The organism is Pseudomonas sp. 008, from assembly GCF_016861935.1.
Taxonomy (GTDB): domain Bacteria; phylum Pseudomonadota; class Gammaproteobacteria; order Pseudomonadales; family Pseudomonadaceae; genus Aquipseudomonas.
The window spans coordinates 59,528-79,904 of sequence record NZ_BOMA01000005.1; the positions used below are offsets into that span (position 1 = coordinate 59,528).

At 58.9% G+C, this 20,377-nt stretch carries 18 protein-coding genes and 5 tRNA genes; 6 read left to right on the forward strand and 17 right to left on the reverse strand.

Annotated elements, in window-relative coordinates; translation table 11 throughout:
* Window positions 1-26 precede the first annotated feature (26 nt).
* From JUI81_RS11740 to uvrB, 11 genes are all read right to left on the reverse strand, one after another.
* The gene (locus tag JUI81_RS11740) at window positions 27-473 is read right to left on the reverse strand and encodes an Hsp20 family protein (RefSeq protein WP_019582116.1); all 447 of its coding nucleotides are present in this window, start codon (window positions 471-473) and stop codon (window positions 27-29) included.
* 131 nt (window positions 474-604) lie between these two features.
* A complete protein-coding gene (locus JUI81_RS11745) occupies window positions 605-1,564 on the reverse strand; it encodes a tRNA-dihydrouridine synthase (RefSeq protein ID WP_007935194.1) in 960 nt (319 codons plus the stop codon).
* 97 nt (window positions 1,565-1,661) lie between these two features.
* Window positions 1,662-2,099: a thioesterase family protein gene (locus JUI81_RS11750; RefSeq protein ID WP_019582115.1), complete on the reverse strand. Its 438-nt coding sequence runs from the start codon at window positions 2,097-2,099 to the stop codon at window positions 1,662-1,664.
* A gap of 48 nt (window positions 2,100-2,147) precedes the next feature.
* Complete coding sequence (locus tag JUI81_RS11755; RefSeq protein ID WP_096480687.1) at window positions 2,148-2,981, reverse strand: alpha/beta fold hydrolase; 834 nt, start codon at window positions 2,979-2,981, stop codon at window positions 2,148-2,150.
* Between the two features lie 31 nt (window positions 2,982-3,012).
* Window positions 3,013-3,552 (reverse strand): TetR/AcrR family transcriptional regulator, encoded by a 540-nt coding sequence (locus JUI81_RS11760; RefSeq protein ID WP_019582113.1) that lies wholly within the window; start codon window positions 3,550-3,552, stop codon window positions 3,013-3,015.
* Between the two features lie 182 nt (window positions 3,553-3,734).
* Window positions 3,735-3,810: transfer RNA gene (locus JUI81_RS11765), tRNA-Glu, on the reverse strand.
* Between the two features lie 80 nt (window positions 3,811-3,890).
* Window positions 3,891-3,966 (reverse strand) — tRNA-Ala (locus JUI81_RS11770).
* 53 nt (window positions 3,967-4,019) lie between these two features.
* Window positions 4,020-4,095 (reverse strand) — tRNA-Glu (locus tag JUI81_RS11775).
* A gap of 79 nt (window positions 4,096-4,174) precedes the next feature.
* Window positions 4,175-4,250, reverse strand: a tRNA-Ala gene (locus JUI81_RS11780).
* 189 nt (window positions 4,251-4,439) lie between these two features.
* On the reverse strand, window positions 4,440-5,921 hold the full coding sequence (gltX, locus tag JUI81_RS11785; RefSeq protein ID WP_204124284.1) for a glutamate--tRNA ligase: 1,482 nt from the start codon (window positions 5,919-5,921) through the stop codon (window positions 4,440-4,442).
* A gap of 189 nt (window positions 5,922-6,110) precedes the next feature.
* Window positions 6,111-8,126, reverse strand: a complete 2,016-nt coding sequence (gene uvrB, locus JUI81_RS11790) for an excinuclease ABC subunit UvrB (RefSeq protein WP_019582112.1) — start codon at window positions 8,124-8,126, stop codon at window positions 6,111-6,113.
* Window positions 8,127-8,462: 336 nt separating this feature from the next.
* Between uvrB and JUI81_RS11795 the strand changes: the two genes are divergently transcribed.
* Entirely contained in the window at window positions 8,463-9,659 is a 1,197-nt protein-coding gene (locus tag JUI81_RS11795) for an amino acid aminotransferase (RefSeq protein WP_204124285.1), read from the forward strand.
* Window positions 9,660-9,799: 140 nt separating this feature from the next.
* Complete coding sequence (locus JUI81_RS11800) at window positions 9,800-10,000, forward strand: hypothetical protein (RefSeq protein ID WP_007935214.1); 201 nt, start codon at window positions 9,800-9,802, stop codon at window positions 9,998-10,000.
* Here JUI81_RS11800 and JUI81_RS11805 read toward each other — a convergent pair.
* Complete coding sequence (locus JUI81_RS11805) at window positions 9,997-10,227, reverse strand: hypothetical protein (protein ID WP_019582110.1); 231 nt, start codon at window positions 10,225-10,227, stop codon at window positions 9,997-9,999. The genes JUI81_RS11800 and JUI81_RS11805 overlap by 4 nt on opposite strands.
* Before the next feature lie 227 nt (window positions 10,228-10,454).
* Here JUI81_RS11805 and JUI81_RS11810 point away from each other — a divergent pair.
* Window positions 10,455-10,530, forward strand: a tRNA-Asn gene (locus JUI81_RS11810).
* 272 nt (window positions 10,531-10,802) lie between these two features.
* A complete protein-coding gene (locus JUI81_RS11815; protein ID WP_019582109.1) occupies window positions 10,803-11,261 on the forward strand; it encodes a hypothetical protein in 459 nt (152 codons plus the stop codon).
* A gap of 284 nt (window positions 11,262-11,545) precedes the next feature.
* Here the strand turns inward: JUI81_RS11815 and JUI81_RS11820 are convergent, their stop codons facing one another.
* On the reverse strand, window positions 11,546-13,063 hold the full coding sequence (locus JUI81_RS11820; protein WP_204124286.1) for a nucleobase:cation symporter-2 family protein: 1,518 nt from the start codon (window positions 13,061-13,063) through the stop codon (window positions 11,546-11,548).
* A gap of 254 nt (window positions 13,064-13,317) precedes the next feature.
* Between JUI81_RS11820 and JUI81_RS11825 the strand changes: the two genes are divergently transcribed.
* Together JUI81_RS11825 and JUI81_RS11830 are read left to right on the forward strand one after the other, a co-directional pair.
* Window positions 13,318-13,599: a BrnT family toxin gene (locus JUI81_RS11825; RefSeq protein ID WP_204124463.1), complete on the forward strand. Its 282-nt coding sequence runs from the start codon at window positions 13,318-13,320 to the stop codon at window positions 13,597-13,599.
* Between the two features lie 3 nt (window positions 13,600-13,602).
* Window positions 13,603-13,947 carry a BrnA antitoxin family protein gene (locus JUI81_RS11830; protein ID WP_204124287.1) on the forward strand — a complete coding sequence of 115 codons (345 nt, stop codon included), beginning with the start codon at window positions 13,603-13,605 and terminating at the stop codon, window positions 13,945-13,947.
* A 67-nt stretch (window positions 13,948-14,014) separates the two neighbouring features.
* Here JUI81_RS11830 and JUI81_RS11835 read toward each other — a convergent pair whose 3' ends face one another.
* The 4 genes from JUI81_RS11835 to JUI81_RS11850 form a co-directional block, all read right to left on the reverse strand.
* Complete coding sequence (locus tag JUI81_RS11835) at window positions 14,015-14,854, reverse strand: arylamine N-acetyltransferase (protein WP_019582106.1); 840 nt, start codon at window positions 14,852-14,854, stop codon at window positions 14,015-14,017.
* Window positions 14,855-14,967: 113 nt separating this feature from the next.
* Entirely contained in the window at window positions 14,968-15,762 is a 795-nt protein-coding gene (xth, locus tag JUI81_RS11840; protein WP_019582105.1) for an exodeoxyribonuclease III, read from the reverse strand.
* Window positions 15,763-15,846: 84 nt separating this feature from the next.
* A complete protein-coding gene (locus JUI81_RS11845; protein ID WP_019582104.1) occupies window positions 15,847-18,432 on the reverse strand; it encodes an EAL domain-containing protein in 2,586 nt (861 codons plus the stop codon).
* Window positions 18,433-18,621: 189 nt separating this feature from the next.
* On the reverse strand, window positions 18,622-20,193 hold the full coding sequence (locus tag JUI81_RS11850) for a diguanylate cyclase (protein ID WP_204124288.1): 1,572 nt from the start codon (window positions 20,191-20,193) through the stop codon (window positions 18,622-18,624).
* Between the last annotated feature and the right edge of the window lie 184 nt (window positions 20,194-20,377).

Below are 20,377 nucleotides of genomic sequence, written 5' to 3' on the forward strand. Positions count from 1 at the left end.
GCGCCCTTCTCATTTGCTCTGACCGATTAGTGTTGCAGAGCCGGTTTTTCCGCCCCATTGATCGGGATGCGTTTGGCTTTCGCTTCTTCCGGGATCACACGCAACAGGTCGATACTCAACAAACCGTTGCGCAGTTCGGCGGCCTTGATTTCGATGTGGTCCGCCAGACGGAACGACAGCTTGAAGGCGCGCTGTGCGATGCCCTGGTACAGGTAAGTGACGTTTTCGTCCGCGTCACGTTTGCCGCCACTGATGGTCAGTACACCTTTTTCTACTTGCAGGTCCAGATCGTCTTCCTGGAAACCGGCGGCCGCTACAACAATGCGGTATTGATCATCACCGTATTTTTCAACGTTGTAGGGTGGATAGGTGCTGCCTGGCTCATTGCGCAGGGCGGTTTCGAACAGGTCGTTGAAACGGTCGAAACCTACCGAGGAACGGAACAGTGGGGCCAAGGAAAATGCAGTACTCATGATTCAAATCTCCTGAACATAATCAGCAAGTTTTTTTGTCTCCGCGACCCGAATTCGGCATCGCGTAATCCTTAGATAAGGACCGCTGATTACTTTTCAAGAGATTATTTTCAGATTTTTTTCAAGCCGATTCAGGCGGCTTCAGACACCTGCAACCCCAGTAAACGCGAGACCTGATCCAGTTCGGTTTCACGTCGCAGCACGCTGAACAACTCTACCGCTTCAGGATAATTGCGGGTTAGCATCGCCAGCCATTGCTTCAAGCGACCCGGCGATTGGCGTGGTGTCATCTGGGCCTTGGCTTGCAGCCAGAAATCCTGAATTAGCGGCAGCAGCTCGGCCCAGGTCATCTCGACGACCTCCTCACCGGCGCGGGCGGCGGCGATTTGTCGGGCCAAGTCCGGACGCGACACCAGGCCGCGGCCGAGCATGATGTCTTCGACGCCGCTGATCTCGCGGCAACGGCGCCAGTCCTCGACGCTCCAGATGTCACCGTTGGCGAACACTGGCACCTTGACCACGTCCTGCACCCGCGGGATCCACTCCCAGTGAGCTGGCGGCTTGTAGCCATCCGTTTTGGTCCGTGCGTGAACCACGATGTGCGCCGCACCGCCTTCGGCCAGGGCTGTGGCGCAAACCAGCGAGCCATCGGGACTGTCGAAGCCCAGGCGCATTTTGGCGGTCACTGGAATGTGTGCGGGCACCGCGCGACGGACATGTTCGACGATTTCGTTGAGCAGCTCAGGCTCTTTGAGCAGAACGGCGCCACCACGCGACTTATTGACGGTCTTGGCCGGGCAGCCAAAGTTCAGGTCGATGACTTCGGAACCCAATTCGCAGGCCAGTGCAGCGTTTTCCGCCAGACACACCGGATCGGAGCCAAGCAGTTGCACCCGCAGCGGCACGCCAGAGGCGGTACGGGCGCCCGTCAGCAGTTCCGGGCCGAACTTGTGGTAGTAGGCAGGCGTGAGCAGCTGATCGTTGATCCGAATGAACTCGGTTACACACCAATCGATACCGCCCACACGGGTCAGCACGTCCCGCAGGATGTTGTCGACCAACCCCTCCATGGGCGCCAAAGCAATTTGCATGAAAAACACACTCGACGAAAAACGTGCGGCAGTTTACTGGTTTCGGCGTGCAGAAGGTATTTCGTCAGACCAGGCGCTGGCAAATATGCGGACTGTGTCAGCTTGGAACTTGCAATGCCGAGCCATAGCCCTCGATGAATTCCGCCGGCATGCGCTTGGGCTTGCCGGTCGACAGCTCGATGCACACGAACGTGGTCTGCGCCCGCAGCAACGTCGAGTTGTCACTGGGGCGGATCAGCTGGAAGTGTCGGGTCATTCTCAGGCGCTGGTCCCAATCGACGATCCAGGTCGCCAGCTGCAGCTCATCGCCTTCGTAGGCCGCCGCCAGGTAATCAATCTCGTGCCGCACCACCGCCATAGCCCGGTCCAGCCGCCGATACTCGACCAGGTCCAGACCCAGCCGCTGCGAGTGACGCCAGGCACAGCGCTCGAGCCAGGTCACGTACACCGCGTTGTTCGCGTGGCCCAACCCGTCGATGTCTTCGGCGCCCACTTCCAGATCAATGATAAACGGCGTTGCCCGATCCCAGCCCATGCCCCACTCCCGGTCAGATTATTTCGACCGGGGCAGTGTAACGGAAGCTCAGGCCGATTGGCGCGACTGCAGGCTACGACCGGCCAGCAGCGAGAGCACGCCATCGATTACCCGCGGATCGGCCAGGACCCGCTGATGACCGCCCTCTTCCAGGCGCAACAAGCGACTGTCGAACCAGGCTTCGTGAATCAATTGGGATTCCTTGACCGAAACATAGTTGTCGTCCTCGGCATGGACAATCAGGCCAGGCATGTCGAGCTGGTAGTGCGCGACATCCAGCGCAGCGGCGCGCATGCCGACGTCTTTTTCGACCTGACGAATGAACGCCGAACGGGCTTTGGGCGGCAGGCGTACATAGCGCGCAAAACCGCGCAGCACCCCAAGGATTCGCGCCGGGGCGGCGATCGAGACCAGGGTTTCGGTGCGCAAGCCCAACTGCACCGCGAGCATCGCACTGGCGCCGCCCATCGAGTGACCGATTACCGCTTGCAGCGGCGGTAGTTCAGCAGCTGCTTCAAGCATCGCCCGGGCGAACAGCACCACATTGGCTTCGCGTCCAGGCGAGCGACCGTGAGCCGGGCCGTCCAAGGCGACCACGGTGTAACCGGCATCGACCAGCGCCGTGATCAGCGCGGCAAACTGCGTTGGCCGGCCTTCCCAGCCGTGCATCAACAACACTGCCGGGCCCTGTCCCCAACGCAGCGCCGAGAGGCCGAAGCGCAAGGTGATCCGCTCGGATTTCGCCAGCAGCGGCAATTCCCAATCACGCGGCGGCAACTCCCGCGGGGTCATGAATGCCAGACGCATCTTGCTCGCCACCAGCTTCGGTGCGAACCAGCCCAAGGTGCCATTAACGCCACGAACCCAGCTCAACGCGTTCATCGCTCATCTCCTCAGGCTGGATGCCTTTAGGTCACAGCACCGCCGATTTGGCGGCGCGCAGCAATCGATCGGACAACTCTCCTGGCCCCAGCGCCCGCGCCAGCGCCAAACCACCCACCATCAAGGCGATGTCGGCCAAGACCTTGTCGATGTCTTCCGGGCTGGCTGCCAACTGCGCGACCATCAATTCAATATGTTCATTCAACGCCACACGAAATTCGTCCGGCAGACGGCCCAGTTCACTGATCGACGCTGGAACCGGGCATGCCTGCTCGGTGGAATCACGGTGTTTGCGCGACAGGTAGAACGCTGCGACCAACGCGCGACGCTCTTCGCCGGTCAACTCGGCATCCATGTCGGCGATCAAGTCACGACGATGGCTGAGCAGCTGCTTGAACGCTTCCAGCATCAACGCGTCCTTGCTCTCGAAGTGCGCGTAGAAACCGCCGACCGTCAGGCCGGCCGCGCCCATCACTTCGCCCACGCTCGGCTCGGCCGGGCCGCGCTGGATCAGCGCTGCACTGGCAGCCTTGAGGATGCGTTCGCGGGTTTGAGCTTTTTTATCGTTCATCGTTGCCTCCGAATATTACGACTAGAATATTATTCTCATAATAATTTTTCGCAAGTCGTGGATGTGACCGCTGGTCTGAAGAACAGTTTTGGGGAAAAAGGAGATTTGGCCAAACGCCAGACAAACAAAAGGGCCATTCAATAATTGAATGACCCTTAAAAATCCCGCAAAGCGGGTAATCGTGGCGTCCCCTAGGGGACTCGAACCCCTGTTACCGCCGTGAAAGGGCGGTGTCCTAGGCCACTAGACGAAGGGGACGCAAACCCTTCTATACAACTGATCAGTGCTGAGAGCTGATCGATTCAAGGCCGGTGTGGCCAGACCTTGAACTGTAAAATTGGTGGAGCTAGACGGGATCGAACCGTCGACCTCTTGCATGCCATGCAAGCGCTCTCCCAGCTGAGCTATAGCCCCGGATTTTTCGCCTCGCGGCGGAGCGACATCTTGCAACATCGCTTCTGTAAAACTGGCGTCCCCTAGGGGACTCGAACCCCTGTTACCGCCGTGAAAGGGCGGTGTCCTAGGCCACTAGACGAAGGGGACGCAAACCCTTCTATACAACTGATCAACGCTGAGTGTTGATCGCTTCAAGGTCGGTGTGGCCAGACCTTGAAGTGTAAATTGGTGGAGCTAGACGGGATCGAACCGTCGACCTCTTGCATGCCATGCAAGCGCTCTCCCAGCTGAGCTATAGCCCCTCATCGCTGAGGACGGGGCGAATCTTAATGGCGCATCGGAAAGCTGTCAAACTTATTTTTCAAAAAATTTAAAATTTTTTGCCGACATAACAATCACTTACCGCCCTCCCCCCGTAAATTCGGGGGAAGCGCCGAAGATCAGGATCAAAAGATCGCGACCTTCGGCAGCTCCTACTGAGTCAAACGCCGTCAGGCAATCGCGCCCAGAAGCTTTTCCCACTCTTTGTTTTCTTTCTTCGACACGCCGCCCAGCAGGTCAATGGCCTGGCGCAGACGGAAACGGGTCAGGTCCGGACCGAGGATTTCCATCGCGTCGAGCACCGATACCGAACTGGCCTGCCCGGTGATCGCAGCAAACATCAGCGGCATGGCGTCACGCAGCTTCAGCTCCAGGGATTCGACCACCGCCTGAATCGTTGCGGTGATGCTGTCCTTCTCCCATTGACGCAGGCTTTCCAGCTTCCACAGGATCAATTGCATCAACTGACGAACCTGATCGCCCGAGAGCTTCTTGGATTCGAACAGTTTAGCGTCCGGATTCACGCCACCAGCGAAGAAGAAGCCAGCCAGCGGTGCGACCTGGCTGAAGGTTTCAACCCGGCCCTGCACGTGCGGCGCGATCTTCATCATGTATTCAGGGTTCAGCGCCCACTTCTGCACGCGAGCGGCGAACTCTTCCACCGGCAGGTCACGCAACCACTGGCCGTTGAGCCACGACAGTTTCTCGATGTCGAAAATCGGCCCGCCAAGCGAGACGCGGCTCAGGTCGAAGTTGTCGACCATTTCCTGCAGGGAGAACTTCTCGCGCTCGTCCGGCATCGACCAGCCCATGCGGCCCAGGTAGTTGAGCATCGCTTCCGGCATGAAGCCCATGCGCTCGTAGAACGTCACCGAGGTCGGGTTCTTGCGCTTGGACAGCTTGCTCTTGTCCGGGTTACGCAGCAGCGGCATGTAGCACAGCAGCGGCTGTTCCCAGCCGAAGTACTCGTACAGCAGGATCAGTTTCGGTGCCGAAGGCAGCCATTCTTCACCGCGCAGCACGTGAGTGATGCCCATCAGGTGGTCATCGACCACGTTGGCCAGGAAGTACGTCGGCAGGCCGTCGGTTTTCATCAACACTTGCATGTCCATGCGATCCCACGGGATCTCAACGTCGCCACGCAGCATGTCCGGCACCACGCACACGCCTTCGGTCGGCACTTTCATGCGGATCACGTGAGGTTCGCCAGCGGCCAGGCGGCGCGCGACTTCTTCCTTGGACAGCAACAGCGCACGGCCGTCGTAACGCGGGGTCTCACCGCGGGCCATTTGCTCGGCGCGCATCTGGTCCAGTTCTTCGGCAGTGCAGAAGCACGGGAAGGCATGGCCCATGTCGACCAGTTGCTGGCAGTACTTCTGGTAGATATCGCCGCGCTCACTCTGACGGTAAGGACCGTGCGGGCCGCCGACATCCGGGCCTTCGCTCCAGTCGATACCCAACCAGCGCAGGGCGTCGAAAATCTGCTGTTCGGACTCGCGGGTCGAACGCAGTTGGTCGGTGTCTTCGATCCGCAGGATGAACTCACCGCCATGCTGCTTGGCAAAGCAGTAGTTGAACAAAGCGATGTAAGCGGTACCTACGTGGGGGTCCCCGGTAGGCGATGGCGCGATGCGAGTGCGGACGGTGGTCATGGCATGTCTCAAAAAGAATGAAAAGCAAAGATCAAACAAGGGGCGAATGGTAACAGGCGATAGCCGCCCGGCTCCAGTGAGTGCGGGATTTAAGCGCTGCAGGAGTCGCCAAGGCTGCGATCTTTTGACTTTGCCTGTAAAAACAAGATCAAAAGATCGCAGCCTTCGGCAGCGTCTACAGAGGGAACGTCAAACCGCGATCAACCGCTCCCGCAGCTTGCCGATTTCGTCGCGCAGCTGCGCCGCGGCTTCGAATTCCAGGTCGCGGGCGAGCTGGTACATCTTCTCTTCCAGCTGACGAATGCGCTTGGTGATCTCGCTTGGCGAGCGCAATTCGGCTTCGTATTTGGCGCTTTCCTCGGCGGCCTTGGCCATGCCTTTGCGCTTCTTGCTGCGCGAACCCGGCACAGTCGCGCCTTCCATAATGTCGGCAACGTCCTTGAACACCCCTTTGGGCGTAATGCCGTTGGCCAGGTTGAAGGCGATCTGCTTGTCGCGACGACGCTCGGTTTCGCCGATTGCCCGCTCCATGGAACCAGTAATCCGATCCGCATACAGAATCGCCCGGCCATTAAGGTTGCGTGCCGCCCGGCCAATGGTCTGGATCAGCGAGCGTTCGGAGCGCAGGAAGCCCTCCTTGTCCGCATCAAGAATCGCCACCAGCGAGACTTCCGGCATGTCCAGGCCTTCACGCAGCAGGTTGATCCCCACCAGCACATCGAAGGTGCCGAGGCGCAAGTCACGGATGATCTCGACCCGCTCCACGGTGTCGATGTCCGAGTGCAGATAACGCACGCGCACGCCGTGATCGGCCAGGTAATCGGTCAAATCCTCGGACATGCGCTTGGTCAGCGTGGTGACCAGCACCCGCTCTTCCAGGGCTACGCGCTTGGTGATTTCCGAGAGCAAGTCGTCGACCTGAGTCAGCGCCGGACGGATTTCGATCTGCGGGTCCACAAGGCCAGTCGGGCGCACCACTTGCTCGACCACGCGCCCTGCGTGCTCAGCCTCGTAATTGCCCGGCGTGGCCGAGACAAATATTGTCTGCGGGCTGATGCCTTCGAACTCGTCGAAACGCATTGGCCGGTTATCCAGCGCCGATGGCAGGCGGAAGCCATATTCCACCAGCGTTTCCTTACGGGACCGGTCGCCCTTATACATGGCGCCGACCTGCGGCACGCTGACGTGGGATTCGTCGATCACCAGCAAGGCGTCGGCCGGCAGGTAGTCGAACAAGGTGGGCGGCGCCTCGCCGGATGCACGGCCCGACAGGTAGCGCGAGTAGTTTTCGATGCCGTTGCAGTAACCCAGCTCCAGAATCATCTCCAGGTCGAAACGAGTGCGTTGCTCCAAGCGTTGGGCTTCCACCAGTTTGTTGTTGGAACGCAGGTATTCCAGGCGTTCCTGCAACTCGACCTTGATCCCCTCCACGGCGTCGAGCAGGGTTTCCCGAGGCGTCACGTAGTGGCTCTTCGGATAGAAGGTGAAGCGCGGCAGCTTGCGGATGACTTCGCCCGTCAGCGGATCGAAGGCGGACAGACTCTCCACCTCGTCATCGAACAGCTCGATGCGGATCGCCTCAAAATCGGATTCCGCCGGGTGGATATCAATCACATCGCCGCGCACCCGGAAAGTCGCCCGGGCGAAGTCCACGTCGTTGCGGGTGTATTGCAGGTCGGCCAGGCGACGCAACAGCGCACGCTGGTCGAGCTTGTCGCCGCGATCCACGTGCAACACCATCTTCAAATAGGTTTCCGGGCTGCCCAGACCGTAGATGCACGACACCGTGGTGACAATGATTGCGTCTTTGCGTTCCAGCAGCGCTTTGGTCGCGGACAGGCGCATCTGCTCGATGTGGTCGTTGATCGAGGCGTCCTTCTCAATGAAGGTGTCGGACGACGGCACATAGGCTTCGGGCTGGTAGTAGTCGTAATAGGAGACGAAGTATTCAACGGCGTTGTTCGGGAAGAACGCCTTGAACTCGCCGTACAACTGCGCAGCCAGGGTCTTGTTCGGCGCCAGCACCAGCGTCGGGCGCTGCACTTGGGCGATCACGTTGGCGATGCTGAAGGTCTTGCCCGAGCCGGTCACACCGAGCAGCGTCTGGTGCGCCAGCCCGGCCTCGATGCCCTCGACCATCAGACGGATGGCTTCCGGCTGATCGCCGGCGGGCTCGAAGCGGGTGACTAGCTGGAATTCAGACATACATACCTCTGGTTCACTCTTGCCCGGTTACACCGGACAGGAACGAGAAAGACCGCAAACGACCGATGTCGCCCGAGGAAAAAACTGGATTGTGCTCAATGTGGAGCCGATTGCCATCCCTTTCAAGGCAAACGTCCTACATCGGGTAAAACCTTTGACGACGTCACTCAAACAGCGATCGAAAAATAATTGGAAAAACTTACCGTAAAAACCGAATCGCCTGTCGCCATCAATCGCTGATGGCCTCTATACTAGCTCCCCGTTTGTGCACCGCTCTAGTGCATTCGGCTGGAGCGCGACACGTCCCTCCACACTCCATTCAGAGCCGCCGCAATAATGAGCCTGTTCTCCGCTGTCGAAATGGCACCACGCGATCCAATCCTGGGCCTCAACGAAGCATTCAATGCCGATACCCGTACCAACAAGGTCAACCTGGGGGTCGGTGTTTACTGCGACGAGCAAGGACGAATTCCTCTCCTGCGCGCCGTTGTCGAAGCCGAGACGATTCGCGCCGCTCAACACGTTTCCCGTGGCTACTTGCCGATCGACGGCATCGCCGCCTATGACCAGGCCGTGCAGAAACTGCTGTTCGGCAATGATTCGCCGCTGATCGCTGCTGGCCGGGTCATCACCACCCAGGCCGTCGGCGGTACTGGCGCGCTGAAAATCGGTGCCGATTTCCTCAAGCAACTGCTGCCGAACGCCGTCGTGGCGATCAGCGACCCGAGCTGGGAAAACCACCGCGCACTGTTCGAAACCGCCGGTTTCCCGGTGCAGAACTATCGCTACTACGACGCCGCCACCCACGACGTTAACCGCGCTGGCCTGCTGGAAGACCTGAACGCCCTGCCGTCCGGCTCCATCGTTGTGCTGCACGCTTGCTGCCACAACCCGACCGGCGTCGACCTGAGCCCAGCGGACTGGAAAAACGTGCTGGACGTGGTGAAAGCCAAAGGTCACATTCCATTCCTCGACATGGCCTACCAGGGCTTTGGCGACGGTATCGATGAAGACGCTGCCGCTGTGCGCCTGTTCGCCGAATCGAACCTGACCTTCTTCGTTTCCAGTTCGTTCTCCAAATCCTTCTCGCTGTACGGCGAGCGCGTTGGCGCTTTGTCGATCGTCAGCGAATCGAAAGAAGAAAGCGCTCGCGTGCTGTCGCAAGTCAAACGCGTGATCCGCACCAACTACTCCAACCCGCCGACCCACGGTGCAAGCATCGTCGCCGCTGTGCTGAACAGCCCGGTATTGCGTGCCCAGTGGGAAGAAGAACTGGCAGAAATGCGTCTGCGGATTCGCGGCATGCGCACCCAGATGGTCGACCTGCTGGCGAAAAACGCTCCACAGCGCGATTTCAGCTTCGTCGGTCGCCAGCGCGGCATGTTCTCCTACTCCGGCCTGACGGTTGAGCAAGTGACCCGTCTGCGCAACGAGTTCGGCATCTACGCCCTGGACACCGGCCGCATCTGCGTTGCCGCGCTGAACCAGAGCAACATCGACGCCGTGACCAAGGCCATCGTTCAGGTGATCTGAGTCGTCGCGCACCATGAAAACGGGAAGCCAAAATGGCTTCCCGTTTTTTATTGGCCTCAGATAAATCTCAAAGCAGCCGCTGCGCCCTTTAAACTCCCACAGGCTTTATGTACACCCGAGAATTCTTGCGAGAACCCCACATGAAAAACGACGACCTACGCGCCGACCGCGACGAACTGGACCACTTCGTGCCCCGCTCCTCGGCCAAACGCGGTAATAACCTGGTGCTGCAAGTGGCCGCGGGCGTGTTCCTTGGCGGCCTGGCCTTGTGGCTGGTGCAACTGGCCGCCACGATGCTGTATGCCAAGCTGATGCTCGGCACCATCACTTTTGGCGGTTAGGCCAATTCGCTCGCACGCTGGCTGGCCGCGTCGTCATAGGCGACATAAAGCGACTCGGCCACCTGGCTTTTGATCGCCTTGGTGCTTTCCAGGCCCAGGACAAAACCTTCGGCCTTGCCGCCTGCGCGGTTCAGCTCGTCAGCGGTGCTGGCCTGAGTGATTGCGTCGAGCAGTTTCTCGGCGTGCGGGCCGACACCTTTGGGCAGGCTGATCTGAGCGATGCTCATGGGAACACCCCACTGTTTCGGGGTGTGAAGGCTGGGTGATTCATGGCGCGTACCTTTTCGGCTGAGGGCCGGCAGCGCGTGTCACCACTTCCGGGCGGCCATGGTAGACCTCTACCGCGCTTCTGGTAACCGCCAATGGCCGATAAACCTCCCTCTGATCCGATGAAAACATCAAATTGCCAACAGAGGCTTGACTTCTCTTTTTGAATCAGTAACATACACGCCATTCCGCGATAGCTCAGTTGGTAGAGCAAGTGACTGTTAATCACTGGGTCCCTGGTTCGAGTCCAGGTCGTGGAGCCAGACAGCAAAACCGAAAAGCCCCTGAATCGAAAGATTCAGGGGCTTTTTTGTGCTTGACGAAAAGACACGATCCTATGAATTCCCTACCCCGACAGAGTAGGAAGCTTCCTGATTTTCTGTAGCCGTGTTTCAGGCTTTCGCCTGAGCCCCCGTAAACCCTGGACTAGAGCATCAATAGCCACTTTCATAGTGGCCGGATGCTGACTGTAAAGCAGCGAACTTGTGCGTTATGAATAGCGCCTCTCGCCTGCCAACATCCCCGGATCGTTCACGTGTCAGAGTTACTCAAACTCAAGGAGAACGTCCTTGTCCCTCACCCTGGTGGCTCACTGAGCTTTGGCACCCTTCCCGAGATGCCCAGGTTCAATTTACGGGGTGGCGAAATATTCCTGCGGGTCGGAATTCACAAAGGCATCAACAAAGGATTTGGCGTTCGACATGTCTGGGAAGCCCACAAGACCGACCTGGCAATATTTGGCTGCCACACCATTGATGATGTGGCAGCCCACATCGCCAAAATGATCGTACCCGGCGCCCCCATCTACTGTGAGTTCAAGGAAATGAGAGGTGATCACAGAGTCGCCGTGCTTAAAAATCCTACCGGCTCGCTCATTCTGGAGCCTCGAAATGAGCGTCGCGGCTTCGGATACTACGTCGTAACCTGGTATCCCAAGAGACGTGCAGAAGGCACCCTGGTCGGCACAATCGCCAAACCAGATCCCAAGCAATAAAAAAGGCGTCCTGATGGACGCCTTTTGAATTTTCGAGGAGTAGTCGCAGCGATTCTTTAGCTCCTGGCCACAAATGACCTTGGGTTCAGAATCCGACCGGCATGCCAGTCGTCACTACTTCAGAGGGAGCCAGCTTCTCTGCTGCCAACAAGATGGGGGGCCAATGCTGGAGGCCAAGCCCAAGGATGCGCAATTGCAGACCTCAAATTCGATTGTCAACCATGCGTGGAGCGAGTGTCAACCTGACCGACAACTGAATCGGTCGACCCACCCCCGATCGCCAGTCAGACATGCTCACGGTTTTTCGCATGCACCACCTGCAACTCGGCATGCCCATGGTCCATCTCCACCACCGGAACCTCATTCCCGTCGCAGTCGCGCAGTTTACCTTCGCTGAAGTAGTCCCCTTCCCGCAGCGCCGCCAGGTCTTGATAACGCAGGACTCGTTCAGTACCGGCGGCAAACACTGATTGCTGGTCCGAGTTGCCGGCCGTGAGGTGGTTGAAGGTCAGGTTCAGCACGATAGCCATGATCGCCGAGGAGCTGATGCCCGAGTGGAAGATCGTCGAGAACCAGCTTGGAAAGTGGTCGTAGAAGTTCGGGGCGGCGATGGGGATCATGCCGAAACCGATGGAAGTGGCGACGATGATCAGGTTGACGTTGTTGCGGTAGTCGACCTTGGACAGTGTCCGGATGCCGCTGGCGGCGACGGTACCGAACAACACGATGCCGGCGCCGCCGAGCACCGAGGTCGGCACGGCGGCGATGACCCGGCCCATGAACGGCAGCAATCCGAGCACCACCAGAAACACACCACCCGTGGCCACCACGAAGCGGCTCTTGATCCCGGTCACCGCCACCAGCCCAACGTTCTGGGCGAAGGCGCTCTGAGTGAAGGAGCCGAAGATTGGCGCAATCATGCTCGACAACATGTCGGCGCGCAGACCATTACCGAGGCGTTTGGAGTCGACCTTGGTGCCGATGATTTCACCAACGGCAAGGATGTCGGCCGAGGTTTCCACCAAGGTCACCATGACCACGATGCACATCGACAGGATCGCGGCGAAGTGGAAGGTCGGCATGCCGAAATGGAACGGCGCCGGAAAGCCGAACATTGGCCCTTGGGTAACGGACGAGAAATCCGCCATGCCGAGGAACACAGCGATGACCGTGCCGATGACCATCGCCAGGAGGATCGACAAACGGGAAATGGTCGCGCTGCCGATCTTGCTCAAAAGCAGCACCAGCACCAGCGTCACCGCCGCCAGACCGATGTTCGCCATGCTGCCGAAATCCGGCGCATGGCTGTTGCCACCCATGGCCCAGCGCGCGGCCACCGGCATCAGCGTCAAGCCGATAGTGGTGATCACAATGCCGGTCACCAGCGGTGGAAAGAACTTGGTAATCCTTGAGAACACCGGCGTGATCAGCAAACCGATCAACGACGCGGCAATCACCGCCCCGAGAATCGACTGAAAGCCACCCTCCCCGCCACTGCTGACAATCGCGACCATGGTCGCAACGCCGGAGAACGACACGCCCTGCACCAGCGGCAACTGACAACCGAAAAACGGCAAACCCAGGGTTTGCAGCAATGTCGCCAGCCCCCCTGCAAACAATGAAGCAGCAATCAACAAACCGATGTCCGCCGGCGAGAGCCCGGCCGCCTGGCCGATGATCAAAGGCACCGCGACGATACCGCCGTACATGGTCAGAACGTGTTGCAGGCCATAAGCCATATTCGCGCCGATCCCAAGGTTTTCGTCCTCGGGCCGTTGGTGTGAAACATGGGGCGTTTTCATGGTTGGGGGGTTCCCTGGTTTTTGTTATGCGCACACTGTATTCAATACTCAAGACAAATGTCTATAGAGTTGTATACAACTAGCCAGTCAGATTATGGACACTTGTCCACGCCACCCTTTGGCCATAGCGCCTCCAGCCCCAAACGTCTTGAAATACATCCCTGCCCCCCTATCCCTCCTCACCGCTAATCTTTTGCTTTCCAAGCGACCGCCGGCACGGACGCCTCCTCGCTTATACATATAAAGTATGCATAATTAAGTCATTCGAAATTCAGTATCACAGGGCAAAGAACGCGGCCAACAAACTAAAACATCAAGGCATCAGCCTCGCAGAGACAGAACCGGTGTTTTATGACGAACGAGCCCTGACTTTTCAGGACGACCATCATGATGAGCAGCGGTGGATCATCATGGGGCTGGATGCCAAAGGTCGCTTGCTGGTCGTTGCGTACACCTGGCGCGACCCGAATTTCGTGCGAATCATTTCCGCACGCGTCGCCACCAAAGGCGAGCGTCGCCACTATTTGGAGGCTTGAACGATGAAAGACGAATACGACTTCAGCAACGCCAAGCGTGGAGCAATTGCCACAAGCAAAGGCAAGACCCGAATCACCATCATGCTCGACGATGTCGTCATAGAGGCCGCGCGTGCTCTGGCAGAAAACGAGGGGTATGGCTACCAGACAGTGATCAACAATACTTTGCGCCAGATGTTGCTCAGTGATAAAGGCAAAGCGGCGAAGCCCGATGAGAACACCGCGGGGGCAAACGTCGGGCATTTCAAAAAAGGCATAACCGCCTCGGAGCTGAAAAGCCTGGAGAAAAAATTGTCAGAGGCCCTCAGCGAAATCCATCACGTGATGGAGCTAGAAGTTCGTTCCTAGACACAAACCGCTTGAGTCGGCCAAATAAAAAAGGGCGGATTGATCAGATCCGCCCTTCGCGTGGTGCTCAGTTTGCCTGCGGCACCGGCTCGATCAACCGCTCCAGCACCGGCTTCAACGCCTCCTTCGCTGGCACCCGAATGTCGAACTCACGTTCCAGCAACCCAATCAACTCATCCACATCCGTCACCTGCCGCCGCTCGCTCTCGCTGCCCATGCGGTGAATGGCAAAACTGCCATTGTTCAGAGTGCGTCGCCATCCCTCCCCCGTCCGCGCCACCATCAATTGTTTGACGAAGGACGATTCGGGATGAGTCGAGACGTACCAGTTGCCGAGGGTGTAATCGATGTCTTCCTGACGTTGCAGGTCGAAGATGTACATCGCCCGCCATTCACCGCCGACGTTGGCACGCAGGGTGTAACCGTCTGCATGCTGTTCGATGCGATAGGGTTCGTGGGGAGTGAGCTGTTCGTCCTCGGTGTCGAGGATCAATGGCGCGGTAGGCACCATGCCGCCAAAGCCGACATCGGTGATGTAGCGCACGCCGTCGAGGGTCACCAGGCTCAAGCGGTGAGTGCGTGCGGTCCATGCGCCTTCGGGCTGGTTCATGACCACGCGACCGGTGATGCCGCGCGCCTCGAAACCCAGCGTCTGCAGCAAGGCCAGGAACAGGTTGTTGAGTTCGTAGCAGTAACCGCCACGGCCGTCGTGCAGGACTTTCTGCTCGATGGACGGCAGGTCGATGAGTACCGGTTGCCCTAACAGCGTGGTGAGGTTTTCGAACGGGAAGGCGCCGGTGTGGCGCAACTGCAATTGACGCAGGGTTTGCAGGGTCGGCGCCGGGGGCGCGTCGAAACCCAGGCGTTGCAGGTACAGCGCAAGATTTGTCAGTCGTGGTTCGCTCATCGCTCAATCCTTATGCATGGAACCCGCGGATCGCTCCGCCGATGGCCGCCATGTATAAGGGAAAAAGCGTCCGGGCCGATAATTGATTTCGCCAATCGCCGCACACGCCAAAACTATCGCCGCTTGCGTGAACCCAATCGAATCCACGTCGGCGCGTGATCGCTGGCATGAGACTCGTTGCGAACCCAGGCGTCGACACCGGCCTCTTGCAGGTAAGGACGCGCTGCCTGATTGAGCAGTAGATGATCGATGCGCAGTCCGGAGTTTTTTTGCCAGTGCTGCCGGAAGTAGTCCCAGAAGGTGTAGATCCGCTCCTGCGGATACAGATGACGCAGGGAATCAATCCAACCCTGATCCAGCAGACGTTGATAACACGCCCGACTCTCGGGTTGCAGCAGCGCGTCCTTGAGCCAGGAGCGTGGGTTGTAGATGTCCATGTCGGTGGGCACCACGTTGTAGTCGCCGGCCAGCACCACCGGATGGTCGCTGCCTTGCAGGTCCTTGGCGTAAGAGATCAGCCGCTCGAACCACGCCAGTTTGTAATCGAACTTTGGCCCTGGCTGCGGATTGCCGTTGGGCAAGTACAGACACCCCACCAGAACCCCGTGCACGGCCGCTTCGATGTAGCGGCTATGGGTGTCACTGTCATCGCCCGGCAGACCACGCCGACGCTCCAGCGGTTGCGCATCGCGCGCCAGAATCGCCACCCCGTTCCACGCCGCCTGGCCCTGCCAGATAGCGCCATAACCGGCCGCCTCCAGCTCAGCGGCAGGGAATGCCCCGTCCACCGATTTGAGTTCCTGCAGGCAGGCGATGTCTGGCTGCTCCCGCGCAAGCCACGCCAGTAGATTCGGCAGGCGTGCGCGCATGCCGTTGACGTTGAAGGTGGCGATTTTCAGGTTGTTCATGATCCGACGCTCGCAACGGATGGGCGGTATCCAGTTGTGACCGGAGTACGCCACGGCAGTTGCCGTGGCGCACGAAACAGGCGACTAAAGGTGCGCGCCCTGCTGCGCAAAGTCTTCCTGCGAGGCCTTGAGCAAAGGCAGCAGTGCAGACCTGTCCACCGGACGACTGAGGTAAAACCCCTGCACTTCATGGCACTGATCCGAGATCAGGAAGTCCAGTTGCTCCAGCGTCTCGACACCTTCTGCAGTGACGGTCAGGCCCATCGCCTTGCCCAGGTTGATGATCGCCTGCACCACGGCGCGATCATTGCTGCCGCTGCTCATGGACGAAATAAAGCGTTTGTCGATCTTGATCCCGTCGAACGGATACGTGCGCAAGTAACCCAGCGAGGAATAACCGGTGCCGAAGTCGTCCATGTTCAGGCGCACGCCCAACTCCTTGAGTGCATTCATGGTCGCCAGGGCGCCATCGACATCGATGAGCATCACGTTTTCAGTGATCTCCAGCTCCAGCCGACTGGCGGGCAAGCGGGTCTGGATCAACGCTTCGCGCACGTCCTCGATCACATCGCTACGGGCGAATTGAACCGGCGACAGGTTGACCGACACCATCATCGCACCGGGCCAGGTCAGAGCCGTCTCGCACGCCTCGCGCAGCACCCAGCGGCCCAATGGCACGATCAGATCGGTTTGCTCGGCCAGCGGGATAAACGCGTCGGGGCTCAACAAGCCTTGCACTGGATGCTGCCAGCGCAGCAGCGCTTCGACCGAGACGATGCGCTTGCCATCGACGTGATAACGCGGCTGGTAATGCATCACGAATTCGTTGTTCTTGATCGCCCGACGCAGGTCGTTTTCCAGTTGCCGGCGATGCTGGATCTGATCGTTCATGTGCGCGGCAAAATAGCACCAGGTTTTCTTGCCATCAGATTTGGCCTGATACAACGCGATATCGGCACACCGAATCAGCTCCTGTGGAATATGCCCCTGGCGCCGACTCAAGGCGATACCGATGCTCGCGCCGATGTGCAGCGAGTGATGGTCGTAGTGAATCGGCTGATGCAGGCTGTCGAGCAAGCGCTCGCAAAACCTGTCGATTTCCGCGTGGCTGTCCATGCCATGGAGCACCAGCACGAACTCGTCGCCACCCAGTCGGGCGACCAGATCAATTTCTCGTGTGCACTCGCGCAAACGAGTGGCGACTTCCAGCAATACCGCATCGCCGGCCGGGTGGCCGAGGGAATCGTTGATCGGCTTGAAGTTATCCAGGTCGATCATCAACAACGTCAGCGCCGTCGACTGCTCTTTCAGTGCCAGCGCCTCATCGAGAAAACGCGCCAGTTTGTTGCGGTTCGGCAGGCCGGTCAGGGCATCGTGCAACGACAGATGCTGGATCTGCGCATGGGCGGCGACTTCGTCGGTGATGTCGCTGGCCGTTCCGCGATAGCCCAGCACTGCGCCCTTGCGCTGGATCGGCCGTGCCGACACCCGACAGACCCGCTGTTGCCCCGATTGATCGCGGTAGGAACAGCGCAAATGGCTGACGGCTTGCTCTTCATCGAGTTTGTTCAGCCACAGCGACAACGGCGTCGTATCGCAATGGAGCAATTGCCCGATGTTCTGTCCCAGCCACTGCTGATCGGAGAACCCGGTGACGGTGCTGAAGCGTCCCGACAGATAAGTGATGCAATGCTGGTCGTCGATTTCCCAGATCCAGTCGGACGCGGCCTCGGCTACCGCACGAAAACGCTCTTCACTGGCCTCCAGTGCCTGGTTCGACAAATCGAGGCTGGTGTAACTGGCATCCACATGCCCCGACGTGCGCAGGACATAGCGAAAGAAATAAGCGGTCAACAACGCCAGAACCAGCAGCGCCCCGCCCAGTGGCGGCAACAGTGACCAGAGCAATTGATGACCCGGCCGCTCGAGCCGGGAGACCAGACTGTAACCGGTGCCAGTGAGTGCAATAGCGGGCTGACCGGGAGCGATGGCGTTGTCGGGCATCAGGCTCAAGTCGTGCAAACCGTAATCGACGCTCAAGGTGCTGAGCTTTTCAGGGTTCAGTTGGTCGACGTATATAAGCACCGAAGTGCTTTTGGGATCGACCGCCGGGCGTTCGTCATTGGGCACAATCGCGGCGGCCGACAGCAGCGCGGGTTTGCCCTCGAACAAGGTGTAATGGCTGACGGGTTTGATGAGGTTCTCCTGACCCTGAGCCTCGTCAATGAGCGTCGCCATCGAGGTCGACAGATAGGCCGCCGCCTCGTCCTGAACCTGAAGCCCACGCACCACGGCGTATTTTGTTCGCTGAACATCGACCACGAAAACACCCTCGTAGTGGTCCATGGTGAACAGGGTTTTACCCATGTTCTGCTCGACGTAGGCCCACTGCACATCGACCTCGCCGTTCAGGTGATCGTAGGCCGACGTCCAGTCGGCATAACTGGCGATGTAGTTTTTAGTGGCGGTAATGCGGTTTTCCAGCGCGCGCTGGGTATAAAACGTGGTCTTGGCCAAGTCCTCGGCATCGAGCCGCCCGGCAATACTGAACAGGGCGATCAGCGCGATCAGCACCCCAACCACAAACAACAGACCGACCACCAACATCAGGTTGCGAGTAATCGGGGTATGGCGCGCAGGTGCAGCGGTGGTAACGGCAGACAAATCCATGCACTTGATCCTGTCATTCGATTGCCCGATCGGGATGAGACCGGTGGGCCCAGTCGGTCAGGTGTGACAGCCAGGCTCTCTGCACTGACCATAGCAGGCATGCCCGATCATCGCTCCTGGATAACGCAAGTCATTGCCGCACTTGAAGAACCGGTCACAAGGACCATTGCCCATCGATGGCCGCAAGCGTCATCGATCCGAGCGCATCAGCGCCTCGACGCCCCCTTCCATCGACAACACCGCCGAGCGATTTCGCCCTGAGTGCTTGGCCTGGTACAGCGCCGCATCCGCGCGCTTGATCAACATTTCGGTGCTGTCGTGCGCCGTCGGCACAAACGAATAACAGCCAAGACTGACCGTCAGATAGCCCGTGGGTGAACCGCTGTGGGTGATGTTTTTGTCCATGACGCTACGGCGGATTTGCTCGGCGATCGTCAGTGCTCCATGAATGTCGGTGTCCGGCAGCAACACCGCGAACTCTTCGCCGCCGTAGCGCACCGCCAGATCGGCTTTGCGGTGGCAGCAACTCTTCAGGGCCCGCGCCACTTCGGCCAGGCAATGGTCCCCGGCCACATGACCGTAAGTGTCGTTGTAGCGCTTGAAGTAATCGATATCGAGCATAATCAGGCCCAGCGAGCTCAACCGCCGGGCACCGCGCCCGAACTCTTTCTCCAGCGCCCGTTCGAACAAGCGGCGGTTGGCCAACCCGGTCAGGCTGTCGTGGGTGGCGATCAGCTCCAGGGTTTTCTGCGCCTCGCGCAAATCCGCCTCGATGCGCTCGCCCGCACGAACCTGATGAATGAACACCCAACCGAACAACCCCACGCCGAGGACAACCAGAGCGACGATCACACCGGATTGAATCGCCGTGTCGTACCAGTCCTTGAGGACTGCGTCTTTGGAGGATGCCGCCGCGACCACCACCGGATAGGCGTCGAGCTGACGATAGCCATACAACCGAGCGATGCCATCGACCACCGAGTCGATCATGGCGTTGCCGGACGTGGCGTTGGGCAAGAGTTTCTGAAAAATCTCGCCCTTAGCCAATGACCTGCCGATCTGCGATTCCACAAACGGCCGTCGCGCCAGTTGTGTTCCATCGGTCAATGCCAAAAACATCGCGCCGTTGTCGTCGAGGCTGAAGCTTTTGAAGAACTGATCGAAGTACGACATCTTGATCCCGGCCAGCAACACGCCCTGGAAATGACCGCTCTGATCGTTTATCCGTTTGGAAACCGGAATGATCCACTCGCCATTTTCCCGACTACGAATGGCCGGGCCGATGTGCGCCAGGGTTGAGATGTTTTGCTGGTGAAACCTGAAATACTCGCGATCCGCGACACCCGGCCCACGAGGCAGACTCTCGAACGACGTCACAGTCCATTGCCCCTGCCTGTCGAACAGAAATATCCCGTGCAACTGATTCAGCGCCTGCACCCGCCGCGCGAAGGTTTTCTGCAAGCGTGACGTCTGGGCAGCATCGAAACCTTCAGCCTGAATCCAGTCCACCAGACTGGTCAGCACCAGATCGGCCTTCATGAACGTGTCTTCGGCCTGCTGCGCCATGGCTCGGGTCAGGTTCGACGACGACACCTCGGCCAACGCGAGGTCGTGCCGACGCGACTGCTCCAGTTGCAGGTAAAGCAGCCCACAGAGACAAAGGCATACCGCCGCAATGAACAGCACCGCGGCCTTGAGCAAAGGCAGTCGCTTCAAGGCACCGCCGGACGCGTCCTGCGGATCGTGAATGGGGATAGGCAAAAGTGAGTCCTGGAAGGGTAAGACATGGGCAACGGCCCAAAGCCCCTATTTTTTTTGAGCGTAGTCTACGGGGTTGTGCGGGATAAACAGAGGATTGAGGGATAAATGGTTGTGTTTTAATTCCATGACGCAAGGCAAAACCACATGACCTTGAAGGAGCTACGATTAACTGACATCACGACAG

Bases quoted from the DNA above. Each gene is read 5' to 3' on its own strand.
- JUI81_RS11795 (WP_204124285.1), top strand. From the start codon at position 8,463: ATGAGCCTGTTCTCCGCTGTCGAAATGGCACCACGCGATCCAATCCTG.
- JUI81_RS11820 (WP_204124286.1), bottom strand. From the start codon at position 13,063: ATGAAAACGCCCCATGTTTCACACCAACGGCCCGAGGACGAAAACCTT.
- JUI81_RS11835 (WP_019582106.1), bottom strand. From the start codon at position 14,854: ATGAGCGAACCACGACTGACAAATCTTGCGCTGTACCTGCAACGCCTG.
- gltX (WP_204124284.1), bottom strand. From the start codon at position 5,921: ATGACCACCGTCCGCACTCGCATCGCGCCATCGCCTACCGGGGACCCC.
- JUI81_RS11740 (WP_019582116.1), bottom strand. From the start codon at position 473: ATGAGTACTGCATTTTCCTTGGCCCCACTGTTCCGTTCCTCGGTAGGT.
- JUI81_RS11805 (WP_019582110.1), bottom strand. From the start codon at position 10,227: ATGAGCATCGCTCAGATCAGCCTGCCCAAAGGTGTCGGCCCGCACGCC.
- JUI81_RS11750 (WP_019582115.1), bottom strand. From the start codon at position 2,099: ATGGGCTGGGATCGGGCAACGCCGTTTATCATTGATCTGGAAGTGGGC.
- JUI81_RS11845 (WP_019582104.1), bottom strand. From the start codon at position 18,432: ATGGATTTGTCTGCCGTTACCACCGCTGCACCTGCGCGCCATACCCCG.
- xth (WP_019582105.1), bottom strand. From the start codon at position 15,762: ATGAACAACCTGAAAATCGCCACCTTCAACGTCAACGGCATGCGCGCA.
- JUI81_RS11755 (WP_096480687.1), bottom strand. From the start codon at position 2,981: ATGAACGCGTTGAGCTGGGTTCGTGGCGTTAATGGCACCTTGGGCTGG.
- JUI81_RS11830 (WP_204124287.1), top strand. From the start codon at position 13,603: ATGAAAGACGAATACGACTTCAGCAACGCCAAGCGTGGAGCAATTGCC.
- JUI81_RS11800 (WP_007935214.1), top strand. From the start codon at position 9,800: ATGAAAAACGACGACCTACGCGCCGACCGCGACGAACTGGACCACTTC.
- uvrB (WP_019582112.1), bottom strand. From the start codon at position 8,126: ATGTCTGAATTCCAGCTAGTCACCCGCTTCGAGCCCGCCGGCGATCAG.
- JUI81_RS11745 (WP_007935194.1), bottom strand. From the start codon at position 1,564: ATGCAAATTGCTTTGGCGCCCATGGAGGGGTTGGTCGACAACATCCTG.
- JUI81_RS11760 (WP_019582113.1), bottom strand. From the start codon at position 3,552: ATGAACGATAAAAAAGCTCAAACCCGCGAACGCATCCTCAAGGCTGCC.